Annotated in this window: 19 protein-coding genes; 2 read left to right on the top strand and 17 right to left on the bottom strand. The window is 38.7% G+C overall.

Features of this window, described 5'->3' with window-relative positions:
• Window positions 1-449 precede the first annotated feature (449 nt).
• Both HMPREF2780_RS01040 and HMPREF2780_RS01035 read left to right on the top strand, forming a co-directional pair.
• Window positions 450-653, top strand: coding sequence for an excisionase (locus HMPREF2780_RS01040; RefSeq protein WP_000814511.1), 204 nt, complete (start codon window positions 450-452; stop codon window positions 651-653).
• An 81-nt stretch (window positions 654-734) separates the two neighbouring features.
• Window positions 735-1952 carry a tyrosine-type recombinase/integrase gene (locus HMPREF2780_RS01035; protein WP_105025968.1) on the top strand — a complete coding sequence of 406 codons (1218 nt, stop codon included), beginning with the start codon at window positions 735-737 and terminating at the stop codon, window positions 1950-1952.
• 226 nt (window positions 1953-2178) lie between these two features.
• Here the strand turns inward: HMPREF2780_RS01035 and HMPREF2780_RS01030 are convergent, their stop codons facing one another.
• From HMPREF2780_RS01030 to HMPREF2780_RS00945, 17 genes are all read right to left on the bottom strand, one after another.
• Window positions 2179-3168 (bottom strand): lipoate--protein ligase, encoded by a 990-nt coding sequence (locus HMPREF2780_RS01030; RefSeq protein ID WP_061595746.1) that lies wholly within the window; start codon window positions 3166-3168, stop codon window positions 2179-2181.
• A gap of 66 nt (window positions 3169-3234) precedes the next feature.
• The gene (gene lpdA, locus HMPREF2780_RS01025; protein WP_061595747.1) at window positions 3235-4938 is read right to left on the bottom strand and encodes a dihydrolipoyl dehydrogenase; all 1704 of its coding nucleotides are present in this window, start codon (window positions 4936-4938) and stop codon (window positions 3235-3237) included.
• Window positions 4939-5016: 78 nt separating this feature from the next.
• Window positions 5017-6060, bottom strand: a complete 1044-nt coding sequence (locus HMPREF2780_RS01020) for a dihydrolipoamide acetyltransferase (protein ID WP_105025967.1) — start codon at window positions 6058-6060, stop codon at window positions 5017-5019.
• A 449-nt stretch (window positions 6061-6509) separates the two neighbouring features.
• Window positions 6510-7502, bottom strand: a complete 993-nt coding sequence (locus HMPREF2780_RS01015; RefSeq protein ID WP_061594870.1) for an alpha-ketoacid dehydrogenase subunit beta — start codon at window positions 7500-7502, stop codon at window positions 6510-6512.
• A 16-nt stretch (window positions 7503-7518) separates the two neighbouring features.
• A complete protein-coding gene (locus HMPREF2780_RS01010; protein ID WP_061585042.1) occupies window positions 7519-8487 on the bottom strand; it encodes a thiamine pyrophosphate-dependent dehydrogenase E1 component subunit alpha in 969 nt (322 codons plus the stop codon).
• A 216-nt stretch (window positions 8488-8703) separates the two neighbouring features.
• Window positions 8704-9870: an ATP-grasp domain-containing protein gene (locus HMPREF2780_RS01005; RefSeq protein WP_105025966.1), complete on the bottom strand. Its 1167-nt coding sequence runs from the start codon at window positions 9868-9870 to the stop codon at window positions 8704-8706.
• A 12-nt stretch (window positions 9871-9882) separates the two neighbouring features.
• Window positions 9883-10623, bottom strand: coding sequence for an esterase family protein (locus tag HMPREF2780_RS01000; RefSeq protein WP_045634825.1), 741 nt, complete (start codon window positions 10621-10623; stop codon window positions 9883-9885).
• Window positions 10624-10672: 49 nt separating this feature from the next.
• Window positions 10673-11497, bottom strand: a complete 825-nt coding sequence (locus HMPREF2780_RS00995) for an alpha/beta hydrolase (protein ID WP_045634824.1) — start codon at window positions 11495-11497, stop codon at window positions 10673-10675.
• A gap of 93 nt (window positions 11498-11590) precedes the next feature.
• On the bottom strand, window positions 11591-12388 hold the full coding sequence (locus HMPREF2780_RS00990; RefSeq protein WP_045634823.1) for a formate/nitrite transporter family protein: 798 nt from the start codon (window positions 12386-12388) through the stop codon (window positions 11591-11593).
• A 126-nt stretch (window positions 12389-12514) separates the two neighbouring features.
• On the bottom strand, window positions 12515-13204 hold the full coding sequence (locus tag HMPREF2780_RS00985; protein ID WP_012000547.1) for a glucosaminidase domain-containing protein: 690 nt from the start codon (window positions 13202-13204) through the stop codon (window positions 12515-12517).
• A gap of 133 nt (window positions 13205-13337) precedes the next feature.
• A complete protein-coding gene (gene yihA / locus HMPREF2780_RS00980) occupies window positions 13338-13931 on the bottom strand; it encodes a ribosome biogenesis GTP-binding protein YihA/YsxC (protein ID WP_045634822.1) in 594 nt (197 codons plus the stop codon).
• A gap of 8 nt (window positions 13932-13939) precedes the next feature.
• Window positions 13940-15169 carry an ATP-dependent Clp protease ATP-binding subunit ClpX gene (clpX, locus tag HMPREF2780_RS00975; protein WP_008808666.1) on the bottom strand — a complete coding sequence of 410 codons (1230 nt, stop codon included), beginning with the start codon at window positions 15167-15169 and terminating at the stop codon, window positions 13940-13942.
• Between the two features lie 208 nt (window positions 15170-15377).
• A complete protein-coding gene (locus HMPREF2780_RS00965; protein ID WP_045634820.1) occupies window positions 15378-15890 on the bottom strand; it encodes a dihydrofolate reductase in 513 nt (170 codons plus the stop codon).
• Window positions 15891-16035: 145 nt separating this feature from the next.
• Window positions 16036-16536, bottom strand: coding sequence for a hypothetical protein (locus HMPREF2780_RS00960; RefSeq protein WP_045634819.1), 501 nt, complete (start codon window positions 16534-16536; stop codon window positions 16036-16038).
• Between the two features lie 130 nt (window positions 16537-16666).
• Complete coding sequence (locus tag HMPREF2780_RS00955; RefSeq protein ID WP_105025965.1) at window positions 16667-17506, bottom strand: thymidylate synthase; 840 nt, start codon at window positions 17504-17506, stop codon at window positions 16667-16669.
• Window positions 17507-17601: 95 nt separating this feature from the next.
• On the bottom strand, window positions 17602-18561 hold the full coding sequence (locus tag HMPREF2780_RS00950) for an ROK family glucokinase (protein WP_060970607.1): 960 nt from the start codon (window positions 18559-18561) through the stop codon (window positions 17602-17604).
• A gap of 175 nt (window positions 18562-18736) precedes the next feature.
• Window positions 18737-19582 carry an alpha/beta hydrolase gene (locus HMPREF2780_RS00945; RefSeq protein ID WP_060970606.1) on the bottom strand — a complete coding sequence of 282 codons (846 nt, stop codon included), beginning with the start codon at window positions 19580-19582 and terminating at the stop codon, window positions 18737-18739.
• Window positions 19583-19627 lie beyond the last annotated feature (45 nt).

Raw genomic sequence — 19627 nt, 5'->3', positions numbered from 1 at the left:
CTTTCGTGGAAGCGTGCTAAACCATTCCACGCTTCCCGAACAGGGAGGTTTGTTATTCCACCAAAGCATATTGAGCTTTCAATGTGTTTTGATAGGCTAACGAGCCATTGTTCTTTGAAAACTGAATAAAAGTAATCGAATACGTTTCGATAAGAAAAGAGCCAACGGAACTAACCGCCATGACCTATCTTATAAAGATAGCGAGCGATTCATGTTAGTGATCCGAGAAGCAATCTTTAGCAGGATTGCCTGCAACGACATTCTTATCGTGATAATGATACTCCCATACAGTCAATAGTCCGAGCGTGATAAAACCGTCGCAGGCAATGAGTATGGCTACATGAGAACCATGCAGGGGTGGAACTCCCGTGAGCTTTGCTAAAGCTGTTCGATTGCTGGTAAAACAACTTTTATGAAATCCAAATAAGTGATTTGGAAAGGAGGATTTTATGAAGCAGACTGACATTCCTATTTGGGAACGTTATACCCTAACCATTGAAGAAGCGTCAAAATATTTTCGTATTGGCGAAAACAAGCTACGACGCTTGGCAGAGGAAAATAAAAATGCAAATTGGCTGATTATGAATGGCAATCGTATTCAGATTAAACGAAAACAATTTGAAAAAATTATAGATACATTGGACGCAATCTAGCGTCGCCAAAGGGTCTTGTATATGATAAAATAGTATTAAGTCGTATCAAGGCTCTTTCCATAAAGGAAAGGAGCAAATGCCATGTCAGAAAAAAGTCGTGACAATAAAGGTCGAATCTTAAAGACTGGAGAGAGCCAACGAAAAGACGGAAGATACTTATACAAATATATAGATTCATTTGGAGAACCGCAATTTGTTTACTCGTGGAAACTTGTGGCTACAGACCGAGTACCAGCAGGAAAGCGTGATTGTATCTCACTTAGAGAGAAAATCGCAGAGTTACAGAAAGACATTCATGATGGTATTGATGTTGTAGGAAAGAAAATGACACTCTGCCAGCTTTACGCAAAACAGAACGCTCAAAGACCAAAGGTTAGAAAAAACACTGAAACTGGACGCAAATATCTTATGGATATTTTGAAGAAAGACAAGTTAGGTGTAAGAAGTATTGACAGTATTAAGCCATCAGACGCTAAAGAATGGGCTATTAGAATGAGTGAAAATGGTTATGCTTATCAAACCATCAATAACTACAAACGTTCTTTAAAGGCTTCATTCTATATTGCTATACAAGATGATTGTGTTCGGAAGAATCCATTTGACTTTCAACTGAAAGCAGTTCTTGATGATGATACTGTCCCTAAGACCGTACTAACAGAAGAACAGGAAGAAAAACTGTTAGCCTTTGCAAAAGCTGATAAAACCTACAGCAAAAATTATGATGAAATTCTGATACTCTTAAAAACAGGTCTTCGTATTTCAGAGTTTGGTGGTTTGACACTTCCAGATTTAGATTTTGAGAATCGTCTTGTCAATATAGACCATCAGCTATTGAGAGATACTGAAATTGGGTACTACATTGAAACACCAAAGACCAAAAGTGGCGAACGTCAAGTTCCTATGGTTGAAGAAGCCTATCAAGCATTTAAGCGAGTGTTAGCGAATCGAAAGAATGATAAGCGTGTTGAGATTGATGGATATAGTGATTTCCTCTTTCTTAATAGAAAGAACTATCCAAAAGTGGCAAGTGATTACAACGGCATGATGAAAGGTCTTGTTAAGAAATACAATAAGTATAACGAGGATAAATTGCCACACATCACTCCACATAGTTTGCGACATACATTCTGTACCAACTATGCAAATGCAGGAATGAATCCAAAGGCATTACAGTACATTATGGGACATGCTAATATAGCCATGACGCTGAACTATTACGCACATGCAACATTCGATTCTGCAATGGCAGAAATGAAACGCTTGAATAAAGAGAAGCAACAGGAGCGTCTTGTTGCTTAGTAGTACAAATGAATTTACTACTTATTTACCACTTCTGACAGCTAAGACATGAGGAAATATGCAAAGAAACGTGAAGTATCTTCCTACAGTAAAAATACTCGAAAGCACATAGAATAAGGCTTTACGAGCATTTAAGAAAATATAAAAAGATAATTAGAAATTTATACTTTGTTTATAATAAAAAAATCAAGAAGATTTTACTTCTCGATTTAAATTTAAAAGATTTTTACCGTACAACAGCTTCAGCAATCTCTTGTCTGCTAATTCCAGCAAAGTAGCGGCTAATATCAATCGTTTCAAGAGCTTCAAGGACATCTTCTCGTTCGTATTTAACACCACGTAACACATCTTCTACTGCTGCTACGTCTTCAATACCAAAGAAGTCTCCATAGATTTTAATATCCTGAATCTTGGATTCAACAACATTGGCAAAGATTTCTACCTTACCGCTGGTAAACTTGGTGCCTCGACGCACATTATATTCAGGCGATTTACCATAGTTCCAGTCCCAAGTTCCAAATTTGCTATCTCTGATTTTCTTGATTTCTTCCAATTCTTTCTCAGAGAAGACATATTCTGTCATTTCTGGATATTCTTTCTTCATATAGTCCAGAAGCAGGTCGCGAAATTCTTCGACAGTAATCTTTTCTGGCAATTCATTGACAATATTTGTCACGCGGGCACGGACGGATTTAACCCCTTTTGATTCGAACTTGTCTTTAGAAACCTTAAGGGCATTGGCCAAGACAGACAAATCAACATCAAAGAGCAGGCAACCATGGTGCATGATACGGCCGTTAATATAGGCCTGAGCATTACCACAGAACTTCTTGCCATCAATCTCTAGGTCATTGCGGCCAGTGAATTCAGCTTTTACCCCAAGCTCTGCCAAGGTATTGATAACTGGCGTAGAGAAACTCTTGAAGTCAAAAGCACGATCTTCGCTTTCCTTGGTGATAATGGTGTAGTTGAGGTTGTTCAGATCATGATAAACAGCTCCTCCACCGCTGATACGACGCACGACCTCAATGCCATGCTCACGAACGTAGTCACGGTTGATTTCTTCGATGGTATTTTGGTGACGCCCCACGATGATAGAAGGTTTGTTAATCCAGAGCAGGAAAATTTCATCCTCATTTAAGAGGTGTTTGAAAGCATATTCTTCCAGAGCAATATTAAAAGCTGTGTCATTTGAGTAGTTAACAATGTATTTCATAAGCTTCCTCTTTATACGATAGAGACTGGAACAATGATTTATGCCCAGTCTAATCTATCTTTTAAATTATTTTTTCTTAGGTGAGTGAACTGCCAATCCCAGTACATCAGCAAATGCTTCGTACATAACTTCTGAGAAGGTTGGGTGACCGTGAATAGTCTTAAGCATTTCTTCTACGGTGATTTCCATTTCGATGATGGTTGATGCTTCATTGATCAATTCTGCAGCTGCAGGACCGATGATATGAACACCGAGCACTTCACCGTACTTCTTGTCAGCAATGACTTTAACGAAGCCTTGAGCTGCATCCGAAGCAATGGCACGGCCATTAGCAGCAAAGTTGAACTTACCAATCGCTACATCGTATTTTTCACGAGCTTGCTCTTCTGTCAAACCAACTGCTGCTACTTCTGGCAGGGTGTAGATAGCTGCAGGCGTCAGATTGAGTTTAGCAACATGGTGATTACCTTTCAGAGCATTTTCAGCAGCAACTTCACCCATACGGAAGGCTGCATGAGCCAGCATCTTAGTACCATTGATATCTCCTGGCGCGTAAATACCTGGAACAGAAGTCTCCATATACTCATTGACCTTAATGCGGCCGCGATCCAATTCGAACTCGACCTCACCGATGCCTTCTAGGTCTGGCACGCGTCCGATAGAAAGCAGGGCCTTATCTGCTAGAATATCTTCTTTTCCTTCAACCTTGATACGGAGTTTTCCGTTTTCTTCGATGATTTCTTCCAACTTAGTTTCAGTTAGAATTGTCATGCCCTTGCGCTCCAGAATGAGGCGAAGGTTTTTAGAAACTTCCGCATCCATAGCAGGTACAATACGGTCCATCATTTCGATAACAGTGACTTTTGATCCAAATGTCATGAAGGCTTGTCCAAGCTCAATACCGACAACACCACCACCGATAATTACCAGATTTTCAGGCACTTCGTTCATTTCCAGAATATCATCGCTGGTCATAACAAGAGATGACTCCATACCAGGAACATTGATCTTGCTGACTTTTGAACCACCAGCAAGGATAATCTTCTTCGTTTCTAGCAGCTCGCTGCCGTTTACAAGAACATTCTTGTCTTTAGTAATGGTACCAATTCCTTTATGAACATCTACGCCATAGCTGCGAAGAAGGCCAGCAACACCGCCAACAAGGGTATTTACGACCTTGTTTTTAGTTTCAAGGACCTTGTCCATGTCTACTGAGAAGCTTGGATTTTCGATAATGATACCGCGGTTAGCAGCGTGACCAAGGTTTTCAATGATTTCAGCATTGTGCAGGTAAGTCTTAGTAGGGATACAGCCACGGTTCAGGCAGGTCCCACCGAGCTCAGACTTCTCAACCAAGGCAATCTTACCGCCTAACTGAGCGGCTTTGATGGCTGAGACATAACCAGCAGGACCGCCGCCAATCACAACGATATCAAAGGCATCATCGCTCTTGCCATCGTCGTTTGAGGCACTAACTGTAGGCGCTGGGCTAGCTTCTGGCGCTGCTGTTCCAGCTGTTGGAATGTTTTCGCCTTCTTCTCCTAAATAACCAATGACTTCCGTTACTGGAACAGTTTCTCCGTCACCTTTGAGAATGGCAATCAGGTAGCCGTCTTCCTCAGCTTCCAATTCCATGCTGACCTTGTCAGTCATGATTTCCAGAAGGATTTCCCCTTCTTTGACAAATTCGCCGACTTTCTTATTCCATTGGACAATTTGCCCTTCGGTCATATCTACGCCGGCTTTTGGCATAATTACTTCTAAAGCCATCTTTATTTCCTTTTCTAATTTCGTTTTTCACTTGCTGAGCGCTTCTTTGCTTTTGAGAATAGCAAAGAAAATAAAATCTTATACCAACATCGAAATTGGATCTTCAATCAAAGCCTTCAAGTCCTTCATAAACTTAGCTCCAGCCATTCCGTCGACAACACGGTGGTCAATGGTCAAGCCCAGACTCATAATTGGCCGGATAACAATTTCGCCATTAACAACGACAGGTTTCTCAACTGTTGAGCTAACTCCGAGAATTGCTGAGTTTGGTTGGTTGATGATTGGCCCAAAGGACTGAACACCAAACATACCCAAGTTACTGATTGTAAATGTTGAATTTTGCAATTCACTTGGAGCCAATTTACCATCCAAAGTACGACCAATCACATCCTTAAAGGCTACAACTAACTCTGACAAGCTCATTTTTTCAGCATTATAGACAACAGGTGTCATCAATCCATTATCCATACCAACTGCCATAGCAAGGTTGACATAGTTGTGAGTGATAATGGTCTTGCCATCTTCTGTCAATGAAGCGTTGATGTAAGGATGTTTCATCAATGTTTTCACAACAGCGAGTGAAAGAAGGTCTGTTACAGTAGTCTTCTTACCAGTTGCTTCCATAATTGGCTCAAGAACCTTCTTACGAAGAGCCAGCATTTCAGTCATATCAACTTCATAGTTGAGTGTGAAAGTTGGCGCAGTTAGGTAAGATTCAACCATACGTTGCGCGATAACCTTACGCATTGGTGTCATTGGAATACGCTCAATCTCACCATAAGGAGTGACATTATCAGGCACTTCTTCCTCTTTTTCGATTTGAGCAGGAGACTTGATGGTGTCGTTTTCGATATTTTCAGGAAGCAAGGCCAAAACATCCTTCTTCATTATCTTACCACGATGACCAGTTCCTTGAATTTCCTGCCAAGCAATGTTATGTTCGAGGGCAATTCGTTTTGCAAGTGGCGAAATGCGAACCACATTTGTGTCTTTATAAGTTTCCACGTCTTCTTTGTGGACACGACCGTTTGCACCTGAGCCAGAAACATCGTAGAGGTTGATCCCTAGATCATCCGCTAACTTTCTAGCCGCAGGAGTCGCTCTTAGCTTGTCATCAGCCATGACCTCTCCAATTCTAATTATGATACTAAGGGCGTTAAAAGTCAAAGTGAAAATAGGAAACTTGACGAAGAAACTTTAGTTTCTAGGAAAGTTTATCTTTTTCAGGCAGACTTTAGCCCGTGTTCGAATATAAGATATTAAGGACGCAGAGGGCAATGAAAAAATAGGAAATTGACGATGTGTTCCATGAACACAAGAAAATCTATCTTTTTTTCGCAGTCCTCCGTCCGAATTCAACTCTACAAGCAACTTGGGTACAACACGTATCTCAAGTTGCTACGGTTGCCGCTATTAGGCGGTCAACCTAGTAGACTTACTAATTCATTCGTCGAATATTATCGATTCGACTCACTCATGTCGCAACTTTATATATAACTCGGATACAAAACATAACTCAAGTTACTAAAGTTAAAATCTCTAAAAATTTACGTAATTTAATTTATGTAATATTATTCTTTGTTATAAGTCTTACGGATTGCATCTTTGATGCTTTCAACGGTCGGAATCATTGCATTTTCTAGGTTTTGTGCGTAAGGCATTGGCACATCTTCTCCAGCACAACGGCGGATTGGTGCATCTAGATAATCAAATGCTTCTGACTCCGAAATGATAGCTGAAATCTCTCCGATATAGCCACTTGTTTTGTAGGCATCATTGACAAGCACAACCTTACCTGTCTTCTTCACTGAGTTAATGATGATATCCTTATCAAGTGGAACAAGGGTAAGTGGGTCCACAATTTCAACTGAAATTCCTTCTTCAGCCAATTCTTCAGCAGCTTGAACCACACGGCGAAGCATTTTACCATAAGTAACAACTGTTACATCTGTCCCTTCGCGTTTGATTTCCCCAACTCCAAGTGGAATTGTATAGTCTGGATCAACTGGCACTTCCCCTTTTTGGTTAAATTCTGACTTGTACTCAAGAATGATAACAGGGTTATTATCACGGATAGCAGACTTGAGTAGTCCTTTCATGTCAGCAGGCGTACCTGGTGCTACAACCTTAAGTCCAGGAATGTGAGTGAACCAAGACTCTAGAGACTGAGAGTGCTGGGCTGCAGAACCTACTCCGTTACCAGCTGCACATCGAACAGTCATTGGAACCTGACCCTTACCACCAAACATATAACGTGTTTTAGCGGCTTGGTTGACGATATTGTCCATGGCAATAACAGAGAAATCCATGAAGGTCATATCGACAATTGGACGGAGTCCTGTCATGGCTGCTCCTGCTGCTGCTCCAGAGATGGCAGCTTCAGAAATCGGACAGTCACGGACGCGTTCTGGACCAAATTCTTCAAGCATTCCAACAGAAGTTCCGAAGTCTCCTCCGAAGACACCGACGTCTTCTCCCATCAGGAACACATTTTCATCGCGACGCATTTCCTCAGACATAGCAAGGATAATGGTGTCACGGAACGACATTGTTTTTGTTTCCATTTTTATCTCTTTCTCCTTAGTCTGCGTAAATATCTTCAAAGGCCGATTCAAGCGGTGGAAATGGACTTTCTTCTGCAAATTTAACAGAAGCTTCTACTGCTTCCTTAACTTGCGCTTGGATTTCTTCCAATTCTTCGGCACTTGCAATATTGTTTTCAATGAGGTACTTGCGAAGGTTTTCGATTGGGTCTTTTTGTTTCCACAATTCTACTTCTTCACGCGTACGATATTTACCAGGGTCAGATGACGAGTGACCAAGCCAGCGGTAAGTTACACTTTCAATCAAGACAGGACCATTGCCACCACGAACATGATCAACAGCTTTCTTAAATCCTTCATAGACATCGATAACATTGTTTCCATCTTCGATAAACATTCCTGGGATTCCGTAAGCAGCACTACGGTGATGGATATGCTCCACATTGGTCATTTTCTTGATATCCGCAGAGATTCCATAACCATTGTTAATGCAATAGAAAATCACTGGTAGTTTCCAGATAGAGGCCATATTCACCGCTTCGTGGAAGACACCTTCATTGGTTGCACCATCTCCAAAGAAGCAGACTACAATCTTACCAGTCTTCTGCATTTCCTGAGTCAACGCTGCCCCAACTGCAATTCCCATACCGCCTCCGACGATACCATTGGCACCAAGGTTACCTGCATCAAGGTCAGCGATGTGCATAGACCCACCTTTACCTTTACAGGTCCCAGTGTATTTGCCAAGGATTTCAGCCATCATTCCATTGAGGTCGATCCCTTTGGCAATAGCTTGTCCGTGCCCACGGTGGTTGGATGTGATCAGGTCATCTGCATTTAAAGCCAGCATGGCTCCAACATTAGCCGCTTCTTCCCCGACAGAAAAATGAGTCATACCAGGAACTTTTCCTTTTTTTACTAGTTGTGCAATTTTTAAGTCCATACGACGGATTTCTTCCATCTTACGGAACATCTCTAATAGGAGAGATTTGTCTAAAGTTGCCATATTATTGCCTTTCTAAGCTACAATTTACTATTATATTTTAAACAATTATGAAAACCCTGTCAAAGTTTATGCTTTTTGTTATTTCACAAAGAAAAACCTGTCTATCCGTTGAATAGACCGGTTTTAGAACTTTAAACAAAAATTTCACAATCTTTTTATGCTAGATTAGTTTTTAGCTTTTTTAAACTGTTAAATAATAGAAATGAATGATTTAGCTTAGTCTGCTTTTTGGGCGAAATCTTCAATCATTTGCTCCATTTGATCGCGACTAGGGGTAGTCAACATATAAAGGTAGTCTCCTTGTAGCTCTGCAAAAGCAGCAGGCATGTCTTTCTTTACCTTGAAGTTATCTTTATATTTTTCCAGCAACTCTTCCTCAGCATATGCATAATTAGTTGAAGCGCGACGCGAAGTAGCAAGACAGAACTGAGGTGCCATGTGTGCAGCTGGGAAAGGCTCTCCTGCTACAATAGCCGCATATCCTTTGTAAAGATCAATTGAATGAGCAAAATTATAAACATCAATTGTAAAACCACCCGCAGGACGGTTATTGTACTCAATTGCCACATAATCATCCCCATCACGGAAGAACTCAATATGGAAAAAACGCTCTTTCATACCGAAGACTTTAACAATTGCTTCTCCGTAAGCACGGAGCTTGGGATCCATATCCTTGAGGACGTAGTAGGAATTATCCATCTTATAGATCATCAAATCTAAAGGTGTATGGGCATAGTCGAAGGTAGTTGAAAAGACAATATTACCATCTTTATCTACCAAACCATCAAATGTACAAATCTCACCTGACTGAACAAACTTTTCAAAGAAATAAACTGTTTCTTGATTCCATTCTGATTTGAAATGTTCTACGTCTTCTTTCGTCTCTAATTTAAAAGTCGCTGCTGCTCCTACACCATTATCTGGTTTAGCTATCAAAGGTAAACCAAGTTTATTAACAGCTAAGTCAACTCCTGAAATGGTCTTGACAACCTGTCCAGGCACAACAGGAACACCAGCCTTTTTAAAGAGTTTTTTCATTTCAGACTTAAATTTTGTTTTCTTCAAATCTTTTGGCTTAGCTCCAAAGACATTAAATTGTTCACGAAGCTGAGCGTCCTGCTCCAACCAATATTCATTATGAGATTCAATCCGATCAATAGGCCCATGCTTATAGAAGAGAAAGGCAACAGCTCTTTTTACTTCGTCAAGATTTTCGAGATTTTCAACACGGAAATATTCTGTCAGAGCATCTTTTAAAGGTTGATCTAGCTGGTCATAAGGCTCTTGGCCAATTCCCAAAACATTAATACCTTGATTAGCTAATTCAATTGTGAATTGTTGAAAATTTTGAGGATAATAAGGGGATATAACGATATAATTCATAAATGACCTCCATTAAAGGTTGAGTTCGTTAAGGAAATATGGCATTTGCTTACGCCACCAGACCCAGTCATGAGCCACATCATGGCCCCACTCAGCAAACCAAGCAGGAATCTGTTTATAATCAAAAGCTCTTTTCAAAGTATAAAAAGATGGCAATCCATCCGCCTCCCAAGCTCCATGACCGGTGCAAACAATGATATCTGCTTGTCGATAACGATCAATAAACCAGCCATCATTTTGATTCCAAATATAGTCAGCTGGAGAGTTCTGATAAACAGCCTCATCGTTCCCATAATCACCTAAAAAATATCGTGCATCATAGACACCGCTAAGAGCAATTACTTTATTAAAAACATCGGGATGTTGAAGAAAGAAATTCATAGCATGATAACCACCCATTGAACAGCCTGTCGTCATCATAGGATCAAACCAGCCCGTTTTATGTTTAATAAAAGGAATGGCTTCTTGGATGACATAGTGTTCATAAGCACGATGCATCTCTGCTCTATCGTGCGGGCTCTTCCAATCTGCTAACCAGCTTTCACTATCAACACTGCTCAAAGTAAAAAATTGTACTTTACCAGCTTCAATAAAACCAGAGCAAGCATCAATCATGCCAAAGTCTGCATATTCATTATGACTTCCACCAGAAGAGGCAAAGACGAGAACAGGAAGACCAGAATGTCCATAGCGATTAACATACATTTCTCGATTAAGATTTCCACTCCAATGACTTAAAAATTCAACATGCATAATAGACTCCTTTCTTTGATACATTAAGATCATTTCCTATAGACTGTATTTACCACTGCTCACTTAAAAAACGAAGGCAATCAAGTAAATGTTCTGACCAAGCAATCTCGTTATGTTCGGCACCAGCCTGAATTTTTAAAACAAGATTGTCAATATCTATACCAGCAACTAAGAGCTGACGATAGTATTTAACAGATGAATCAATATAAGCTTGTTTTATATTACCAGCCATCAAGGTTTTATCCGTATCATCTGCCTCATCGGTTCCAACATAAATAAAGACCCGTTGATTCAGTTTAAGTGATTGACGCTTGATATAGCGATCAAAATCTTCTTGATGAAGCCAATTAGCGGATGAAAAAACACCGAGACAACCAATTTGGTCTTCATATTCAACACCCATAAACTGAGTAATATTGCCACCTAAAGAGCTCCCGATCATAGCCGTATGTTTGAAATCTGATTTAGTTCTATAATTTTCGTCAATAAAAGGCTTAACGACATCCATAACGAACTCAGCATACTCACTGCCTTTACCACCAAAAGAAACACCTGGAATATTCATTTCTTTATACTTCCACGCCGAGTATTCATTCATTCGATTGACTCCATCATTATCAATTGCAACGACAATCATTTTTTCTAAATCAGGATTGCGTTTGATAATGGGAATAATCTTCCAGGAATGACCGCTGAAAGACTCTTTACTATAAAGAACATTTTGTCCATCATGAAAATAAACAACAGGATAACTTTTTTCAAGATTCTCTGAGTAATTTTTCGGTAATAAGACACGAACTCTACGTTTTGTCTGGCTATATGGGACAAGAAGTTCATGAGTTTTCATATCTAGGTAAAAATAAGATTTGTTCATTATCTGAAAACTTTCTATTTCCAATAAATTTTATCTATTATAACACAAAAAAAGAAAAAAAGTCAGGTTTTCCTGAACTTTTTTTAATTATATCTAATCAACGTACGTTTCTTCGTCTTTGTTCATCCAAGCATATGGAAGACCAATCAGCAAACCACCACCAATTACATTACCAATAAATGTAATGCTGAAATGCCTTAAAATATTGAAAACATCAAATCCTTGGACCTGAGTAGCAATCTTATTGAAAGCAATCAATGGGAAAGAAGCAAAGTTTGCAGCCAAGTGTTCGTTAGTCAAAAACACGAACATATATATAGCTGAAATGACGATCCACATTTTTGCTGTAGAACTCTTAATCAATAAGAATGATAAAATAGCAACATTTACAAAAATGTTAGCCGCAATAGCTTCAAATAAAACTACACTATTACCTCGGCTAAGCTTGTTTGCAACAACTGTCCCAACGAAGCCATCCGGTGTCAATCCAGCATAAGCTACTGTTTGATTGAAAATCCAGCCAATAACCGCTGCCCCAACTAGATTAAAGAAAGTACAGTACAGTAAAATCAGCAAGGCTTTAGAAAATTTAATTTTTTTCAAAAACGTTCCTGCAGTCAAGTACATCATGTTTGATGTTGTTAACTCAGCGTTTAAGAAGAGGATATATACCAATCCCCAAGCAAATATGAAAGGAAACAAAAGGCGCCCAGATCCTGGTACTATCTTGTTAATAACGTCTGCAGCAATCGCTCCTGCAGCAGTACTTAAAGTTAGAAAAGCCCCAGCATACATAGAACGAACAGCATACTTTGCCTTACTGCTATCAAATAAAGCCTCTTTCTTCTGACAAGCAAATGCAACCTTTGTGATAAATGACGATTCAGCCATACTAATTTCCCCTTAAAAAATATTATGACTATTATAACATAAAATGAAGAATTACGAAATCGTTTTCTTGAATTTTAAGAAAAAAAGAATTAGGATCTTTTCCTAATTCTTTTCCTACTTTTTCGTTTAACGATTCGCCCAAGCGACGTCTTCGTCCAATATTTCTTGACTAGTATACTGCTGACGATAAATATTATAAACAAGATCGCCACTGTATGCTTGCTGATAACTGGGAGTATCATATTGAGTCAAGTTATACTTTTCAATAATATAATTTAATTTTGCATTATAACTTGAATCTGTCGCATAAACACCAGTTAAAGCTGCGGTTGCATCTTGATAGCTAGTCGTATTGCTCTTCCAAGCATTCGCATAATAACCTTGTCGAAGAATTGCTACATAATCCTGTAAAGATTCATAATAACTTGGGTAAGAACGGAATTCTGCATCAATATTATACGCATTACCTTGACCATCATCTTCCCAAGTAAGCATTGTAGCAGACTGGCCACCATAGTGTCCTTTTACACCAAAGAGATTGTAGTGAGGCGCTGAAGCCAATCCTGAACGACCTGAATTACTTTCAAGAATAGCTTGGGCGATCATTACAGAAGCATATAAGTCATTTTCCTGACCCAATTGACGAGCCGATTCTGCTATCTGAGAAATAAATACTTCAGTTGGATTGTAGTATTGAACTGTTTGTTCTTCGTTAGCATCAACTGACTTAGTATTGTTTGCTAGTAAAGCACTAATCATAATAGCAGACATAAATACTGTCATCACTGCTAAAAGTGCACTCATTTTCTTCTTCATAGTCTTAACTCCTAAAAAATACTATAATAATTGTAGCATAATAAATAATGACATAAAATGCGAATTGATTACAATTTCATGACAGTTTTACTTTTTCTTAGTAAAAAAACAGAAGTGCTCTTCTGCTTTTTTGTTATTCATTCACTTTTTCTAAGATAGCATCCCAAGATGCATCCATACCAGTTTTATCTACTGATGAAAAGAGAATAAATGTATCAGCCGGATCAAAATTTAGTTTTTTCTTGATTGCCGATTCATGTTTGTTCCATTTCCCACGAGGAATCTTATCTGCTTTTGTTGCTACAAGAATCACTGGAATTTCATAGTACTTCAAAAATTCATACATTTGAACATCATCCGCACTTGGATCGTGTCGTAAATCAACTAAACTGACTACAGCTCGCAGATTCTCTCTGCTGGTCAGGTATTCTTCAATCATTCTTCCCCATTTAGCACGTTCAGTCTTTGAAACCTTAGCATAACCATAGCCAGGAACATCAACAAACCGAAGTTTATCATCAATATTGAAGAAGTTTAACAATTGAGTTTTCCCAGGTTTCCCAGATGTACGCGCTAAATTTTTACGATTAAGCATCGTATTAATAAAACTTGATTTACCGACGTTAGATCGACCAGCAAGAGCGATTTCTGGAATATCATCTTGAGGATAGTGAGATTTATTAGCCGCACTCAGCAAAATTTCTGCATTATGTGTGTTAATTTCCATGTTCTACCTCAAGCAGTCTCTAAAATTGGCTTATCAGTACCATCAACAGCTTCCTTAGTGATTCGGACAAGTTTCACATTTTCTTTACTTGGAACTTCAAACATAACATCCATCATGGTTTCTTCGATGATAGAACGTAGACCACGGGCCCCAGTTTTGCGCTCAATGGCCTTGTTCGCGATTTCCTGTAAAGCATCATCATCAAACTCTAGTTTAACATCATCGTAAGACAAGAGAGCCTGGTATTGTTTAACCAAAGCATTCTTAGGCTCGCGAAGAATACGAACCAAGTCGTCTACAGTCAGTTGTTCCAGAGCAGCAAAAACAGGCAAACGACCAATTAATTCAGGGATAATTCCAAATTTTTGAATATCTTCAGCAATAATAGCTTGCATGTAGGACTCGTTTTCATCGATAGCTTTGTTATTTTGACCAAAACCAATAATTTTCTCGCCCAAACGTTGTTTTACAATTTCTTCAATCCCATCAAAGGCACCACCAACGATGAAAAGAATATTTTTGGTATCAACCTGAATCATCTCTTGCTGCGGATGTTTGCGACCTCCTTGAGGCGGAACACTTGCTACAGTACCCTCAATAATTTTTAAGAGAGCCTGCTGTACTCCTTCACCTGATACATCGCGCGTGATAGAAACATTTTCACTCTTTTTAGCGATCTTATCAATCTCATCTACGTATATGATTCCGCGTTCTGCACGTTCGATATTGAAATCAGCCGCCTGCAAAAGTTTTAAAAGAATATTTTCTACATCTTCTCCGACATAACCAGCCTCTGTTAAAGCTGTCGCATCAGCAATCGCAAACGGTACATTTAAACTTCTAGCCAAGGTCTGAGCAAGAAAAGTTTTTCCAGAACCCGTTGGACCGATCATTAAGATATTTGATTTTTGCAATTCAACATCATCTTCTTCACGGCTGTCGTGAAAATTAATGCGCTTGTAGTGATTATATACTGCTACAGCTAGCGCTCTTTTAGCGCGCTCTTGACCGATGACATAATGGTTTAGAATATGCAATAATTCTTGAGGTTTTGGAACCTCTGACAAGTCAGCTAAGACTTCTTCGGCTAATTCTTCACGGATAATTTCTTGTGCTAATTCTACACACTCATTACAAATAAAAGCGTTATTACCCGCAATAATCTTTTGAACCTCATCTTGGTTCTTCCCACAAAATGAACAATATACCATCATCTCTTCATTACGATTTGTAGGCATAATACTAGTCTCCCTTTAATATATATTCGTCAAATTAAAATAAAGTCATATAAAAAGCGTGAATACTATTCACTAAATTTGTAAAGGCATTAAGCAAAAATAAAATGGACAAACCATACCGCCTTTTTCTAAAAGTTTGTACGGAACAAACAAGGCAAATGGCGCACAAAAAGGCCGTAAAAACCCCAAAAACACTTCTTTCCACTTTTTATGAACCCTTTCTTTCTAGAACTTTCACGGTAAAATCATACAAATTCTTGTCATCTTTAGGATGAAATTGGCTATTGACTTCTCTAAATGCTCTTAAGTCAAAATCCTTTGGAAAATAAGTATCACCCTCAAAACAAGCATGAATTTCAGTTTTAATAATTTCATCTAAATGATGCTGAAATAAGGAAAAAATTTGACCACCGCCAATGATATAAAGATTTTTCTCCTGTTCCTCATACCACTTTAAAACAGAAGGCAAATCGTGAAATATTAAGACAGATTCATTTTCAACAGTATAATTCGGATCCTTAGTCAGAATAAGACTTGTCCGGTTTGGTAAAACACGCTGATCCATACCATCGAAAGTCACTCTTCCCATTAAAATAGCATGACCAGAAGTAATTTCTTTAAAGTGCTTTAACTCTGCTGGTAAATGCCAAGGCAAGGATTGATTTTTTCCAATCAGCTCATTTTGATCTTGTGCCCAAATCGCCGCAATCTTTTTAGTCATTTCATAATCCTTTTAATTGATATTTCTATTCTATCAAAAAATATAAAAAAAGACTTGATTGGACTACCACTTCTCTTCATTTATTTCCAAGTGAAAGCAGATAAAAATTCGATAACCATTGAGGTTATCGAATTAAACTTTGGATTTAAGATTTATTTTTTTTCGCCTTCATAAATAGAATGTAAACTACCAAAAGAGCTAAAACTCCAAATGCAGAAATATATAATACTGTAGAATCTGATCTTTTATGTTCAACAGAAGCGGTCTCCGTCTCCGAATTATCAGTATTAGGATCTACATCACAAGCATCTCTCTTTTTTGACTTTTCCTCTGTAGCAGTCTCTTCACCACTTGTTTGATTTTGTTTGTTTTTGGGCCCCTTTCCATGGCAGCGAAGAGCAAGAGATTTCCGTTTCTCTCTTAAAGTCTTCTTGTGGTTTCGAGATTCAATCTGTTTCGAACCATCAAGCACTTCAACTGAAGATTGCTCTCTCTTCTCTACTCTCCAGTGATTTAAGCGAACTTGATCATCAGCTTTGACTTCTGCTACTTGGAAGAATAAGACAAGAATTGCAAGCAAAGCGATAGATAATACAAGACCCCAAGATTGTTTTGGTCTATGCATCTTTAAAAAACCAGCTATCATATTAGCACCTCCAAAGGTAAGCGTTTGCAACAGTTATATCTATTGTCATTATACCACTTTATATCTTTCCTGCAATTATCTGCTACGAAAGAAAAATCCCACCGAAAAACTTCGGTAGGAATTATTGAAATTAAATTGCTAAATCAAATTTGAGCTGAGGTTTAACTGGATCATAGTCTAATAACTCAAAATCCTCTGCTTTAATATTGAAGAAATTGGTCCCGTCAGGCACATTTAGAACGAGCCGTGGCTGACAGTCGCTAGGTTCTCGACGCAACAGCTCCTCCGCCTGCTCGAACTGATTGTCATAGATGTGTAAGTTATTAATAAAGTAAAAGAACTTGCCTACCTTCCAGCCAAAATGCTTGGCAATCATCATCTGCAGAGCCACATACTGCATAGCGTTGATGTGATGAGCAACCAACATATCATTTGACCGCTGAGTCAGAGTCGCATCCAGATAAATGTCTCCATCCACACGACGAACGTCAAACATGGTTTGGAAAGCACACGGGAGCAAGCCTTCTGTTTCTTCAAAAGCTTCATAATCCCATAGAGAAATGATGTTGCGACGATTCCATGGATTAGCTGCTAGTTGTTGGAGAATTTTATTGATAATATCATGCTTCTTAACAACCGCTCCGTAACGCTGACCAATGGTACCCGTATCGCCAACTTCCCAGTCATTCCAATAGTGAACATTGTACTTATCGTTGAGCAATTCCAGACTATTAGACTGGTCTTGATAAATCCAGAGTACTTCCTTGATGGCAGACTTAATGGCAATAGGGCGCAGAGTCGTGATCGGGAATTCTCCTTTGCTCAAATCGTACTCAGCAAAAGAACCAGTGATGTATTTGGAGTTAGCCACATTTCCATCCTTGTATCGTGGACGGGCATTTTCAGAGAATACTCCCTCTTCTAAAATTTTTCTAATATTTTCTTTAAAAATCGTATCAGCTTTTGTCATTAGATCTCCTTCAACAGTAAACAACTTTTAGTATAACAAAATTCCCATAAAAACTCTCCCACAGAGTCTGCAGGAGAATAAAATGGATTTTAAAATTATTGAAGAACCAAGGATGCTGCACCGATAACACCAGCATCATTTCCTAGAGTTGCCAAAGCTAATTTTGTTGATGTACGAACCTGAGGGAAGGTATTTTCGTCATAAACCTTTTGAATTCCCTCTAACAAGAAAGGTCCAGCAGCTGATACACCGCCACCGATAACAATCGTAGATGGATTAAGGATTGATCCAATATTCGCGCAAGCAATTCCTAGGTAACGAGAGAAGTTTCTATAAACTATAAGGGCTAACTCATCTTCTTCTTTCGCTAAATCAAAGACTGTTTTAGCTGTGACGTCTTCTCCATTATCGATGAGTTTCTTTAATTCAGCATCACCAGCATACTCATCAGCATACCGACGAGTTAAATTGACAATACCTGTCGCAGACGCAACGGTTTCCAAACAGCCCTTCTTTCCGCAAGTACATGGAATTGGCTGATCAAAATCAACAGTAATATGCCCAAGCTCTCCTGCTGCACCGGCAACGCCATGAAGAAGTTTACCTTCAGCGACAATACCGCCACCTACACCAGTTCCTAAGGTCATAAAAACAACATCAGGCTGATTTTCTCCAGCTCCCATCCAGCGTTCCCCCAATGCTGCGACATTCGCATCATTGTCGATAAAGAATGGAATTCCAGTAGCTTTTTCAATTTTTTCTTTTACGGGTTGCAAGGTTTTCCAGTTTAGGTTATAGGCACCAATAACAGTACCTTTTTCACGGTCTACCACTCCAGGAGAACCCATTCCGATTCCCAAGAAATGATCTGCAGTTAGCTGAAGCAAGTCCAAACGATGAAGAATTGATTCAATCATATCATCAACGATATGGCTTCCTTCATCTAAAATATTTGTTTTTATAGACCATTTTTCTTGAATTTGTCCTTCTTGAGTTAAAATTGCAAATTTGATGGAGGTACCACCAAGGTCAATACCAATGATTTTTTTAGACATTGTCCTCTCCTCTGATTCTTTTATTCCACCCCATTATATCAGATTTTTTCAAAGTGGAAAAGGTTTGCATAAAGAAAATATAAAAAGAGTCCTTAAAGATTCATAATTAGTGTAAAACTCTCTGTTCTTTTATCTTATTCCTTTGGCAAGAAAACTGTTTGAAGCTAAAATTCTCTTATTTTCTCCACAAAAAGTCTATTAAAAGCTTATCTACTTCAGAGTTCTCGTGCAATCTGCTATGCTGGCCTCCTCGCCCAGATATTTTGACTTCCTTATAGGATTTAGCATGATTGATTAGCAAATATTTTAGCGCTTTTGATGAAATGTTTAGGACTGATCCATCTGTATTTCCACCAATATCACCATAGATATTCAGAACGTCTATTTGTTTGTCAGGATAAACCTCTCTTAATCCAGTAAGCTTTTGATATTGTTCATTCATTGCAGAAGGCTGTCCTGTTTGAGGATCTAAGGTCAAGTTTGATGGAAGGTTCCAATTCTCTAGACCAGCTACATGATTCGCCAAATTAACCTGCTTAGTCAATTTAGGTAGATTTTCTTCACTTCCATATTCTAAAAGGTAATAAAGAATGGACATATTTCCCATAGAATGCCCCACCATCTTCATTTCTTGAAATCCATAAGCTTGCTTAAGTTTTTCGACTACTGCTTTAGCATATGCAGCATCTTGTAAATAGTCAGGATTTCTATTGTCCTCATATTGAACCATGATAATTGGATTGATTGCACCTTTGGGAATACGGCCTCTTAAAGTGACCTGCCCCTTTCTGTCAACGTTCGCTTGAATAATTGTTTCTGTTACACCAGCCTTTTTAGCTGATTCCGTCATATGCCTTTCAGCATTGGCGCTGGAACCATAACCGTGAAAGAATAAGGTTGGGGTGGTAGATTGGACAAACTCATTTGATCTAAGTTTTGTATTGCTATTTTTCAGAAAAAACAATGATGAAAAAATAATAAAGATGACTAACAAAAGGAGAACGGAATATTTCTTTTTCATATGAATCCTCCATCTTAATTTTGTACAAAATTATATCATGTATCA

Origin of the sequence: Streptococcus sp. HMSC062B01, from assembly GCF_001811085.1 — a bacterium.
In the GTDB taxonomy this organism is placed as follows: Bacteria; Bacillota; Bacilli; order Lactobacillales; family Streptococcaceae; genus Streptococcus; species Streptococcus gordonii.
The sequence above is the reverse complement of the archived record's forward strand: the minus strand, read 5'-3'. Positions and strand labels throughout refer to the sequence as shown.

Bases quoted from the DNA above. Each gene is read 5' to 3' on its own strand.
- HMPREF2780_RS01030 (WP_061595746.1), bottom strand. From the start codon at position 3,168: ATGAAATACATTGTTAACTACTCAAATGACACAGCTTTTAATATTGCT.
- HMPREF2780_RS01040 (WP_000814511.1), top strand. From the start codon at position 450: ATGAAGCAGACTGACATTCCTATTTGGGAACGTTATACCCTAACCATT.
- yihA (WP_045634822.1), bottom strand. From the start codon at position 13,931: ATGGAAATTAACACACATAATGCAGAAATTTTGCTGAGTGCGGCTAAT.
- HMPREF2780_RS00945 (WP_060970606.1), bottom strand. From the start codon at position 19,582: ATGAAAAAGAAATATTCCGTTCTCCTTTTGTTAGTCATCTTTATTATT.
- HMPREF2780_RS01020 (WP_105025967.1), bottom strand. From the start codon at position 6,060: ATGGCTGATGACAAGCTAAGAGCGACTCCTGCGGCTAGAAAGTTAGCG.
- HMPREF2780_RS00950 (WP_060970607.1), bottom strand. From the start codon at position 18,561: ATGTCTAAAAAAATCATTGGTATTGACCTTGGTGGTACCTCCATCAAA.
- HMPREF2780_RS00990 (WP_045634823.1), bottom strand. From the start codon at position 12,388: ATGGCTGAATCGTCATTTATCACAAAGGTTGCATTTGCTTGTCAGAAG.
- HMPREF2780_RS00995 (WP_045634824.1), bottom strand. From the start codon at position 11,497: ATGAACAAATCTTATTTTTACCTAGATATGAAAACTCATGAACTTCTT.
- HMPREF2780_RS01000 (WP_045634825.1), bottom strand. From the start codon at position 10,623: ATGCATGTTGAATTTTTAAGTCATTGGAGTGGAAATCTTAATCGAGAA.
- HMPREF2780_RS00960 (WP_045634819.1), bottom strand. From the start codon at position 16,536: ATGATAGCTGGTTTTTTAAAGATGCATAGACCAAAACAATCTTGGGGT.
- HMPREF2780_RS01035 (WP_105025968.1), top strand. From the start codon at position 735: ATGTCAGAAAAAAGTCGTGACAATAAAGGTCGAATCTTAAAGACTGGA.
- HMPREF2780_RS01005 (WP_105025966.1), bottom strand. From the start codon at position 9,870: ATGAATTATATCGTTATATCCCCTTATTATCCTCAAAATTTTCAACAA.
- HMPREF2780_RS00955 (WP_105025965.1), bottom strand. From the start codon at position 17,506: ATGACAAAAGCTGATACGATTTTTAAAGAAAATATTAGAAAAATTTTA.
- HMPREF2780_RS01010 (WP_061585042.1), bottom strand. From the start codon at position 8,487: ATGGCAACTTTAGACAAATCTCTCCTATTAGAGATGTTCCGTAAGATG.
- HMPREF2780_RS01015 (WP_061594870.1), bottom strand. From the start codon at position 7,502: ATGGAAACAAAAACAATGTCGTTCCGTGACACCATTATCCTTGCTATG.
- HMPREF2780_RS00965 (WP_045634820.1), bottom strand. From the start codon at position 15,890: ATGACTAAAAAGATTGCGGCGATTTGGGCACAAGATCAAAATGAGCTG.
- clpX (WP_008808666.1), bottom strand. From the start codon at position 15,169: ATGCCTACAAATCGTAATGAAGAGATGATGGTATATTGTTCATTTTGT.
- lpdA (WP_061595747.1), bottom strand. From the start codon at position 4,938: ATGGCTTTAGAAGTAATTATGCCAAAAGCCGGCGTAGATATGACCGAA.
- HMPREF2780_RS00985 (WP_012000547.1), bottom strand. From the start codon at position 13,204: ATGAAGAAGAAAATGAGTGCACTTTTAGCAGTGATGACAGTATTTATG.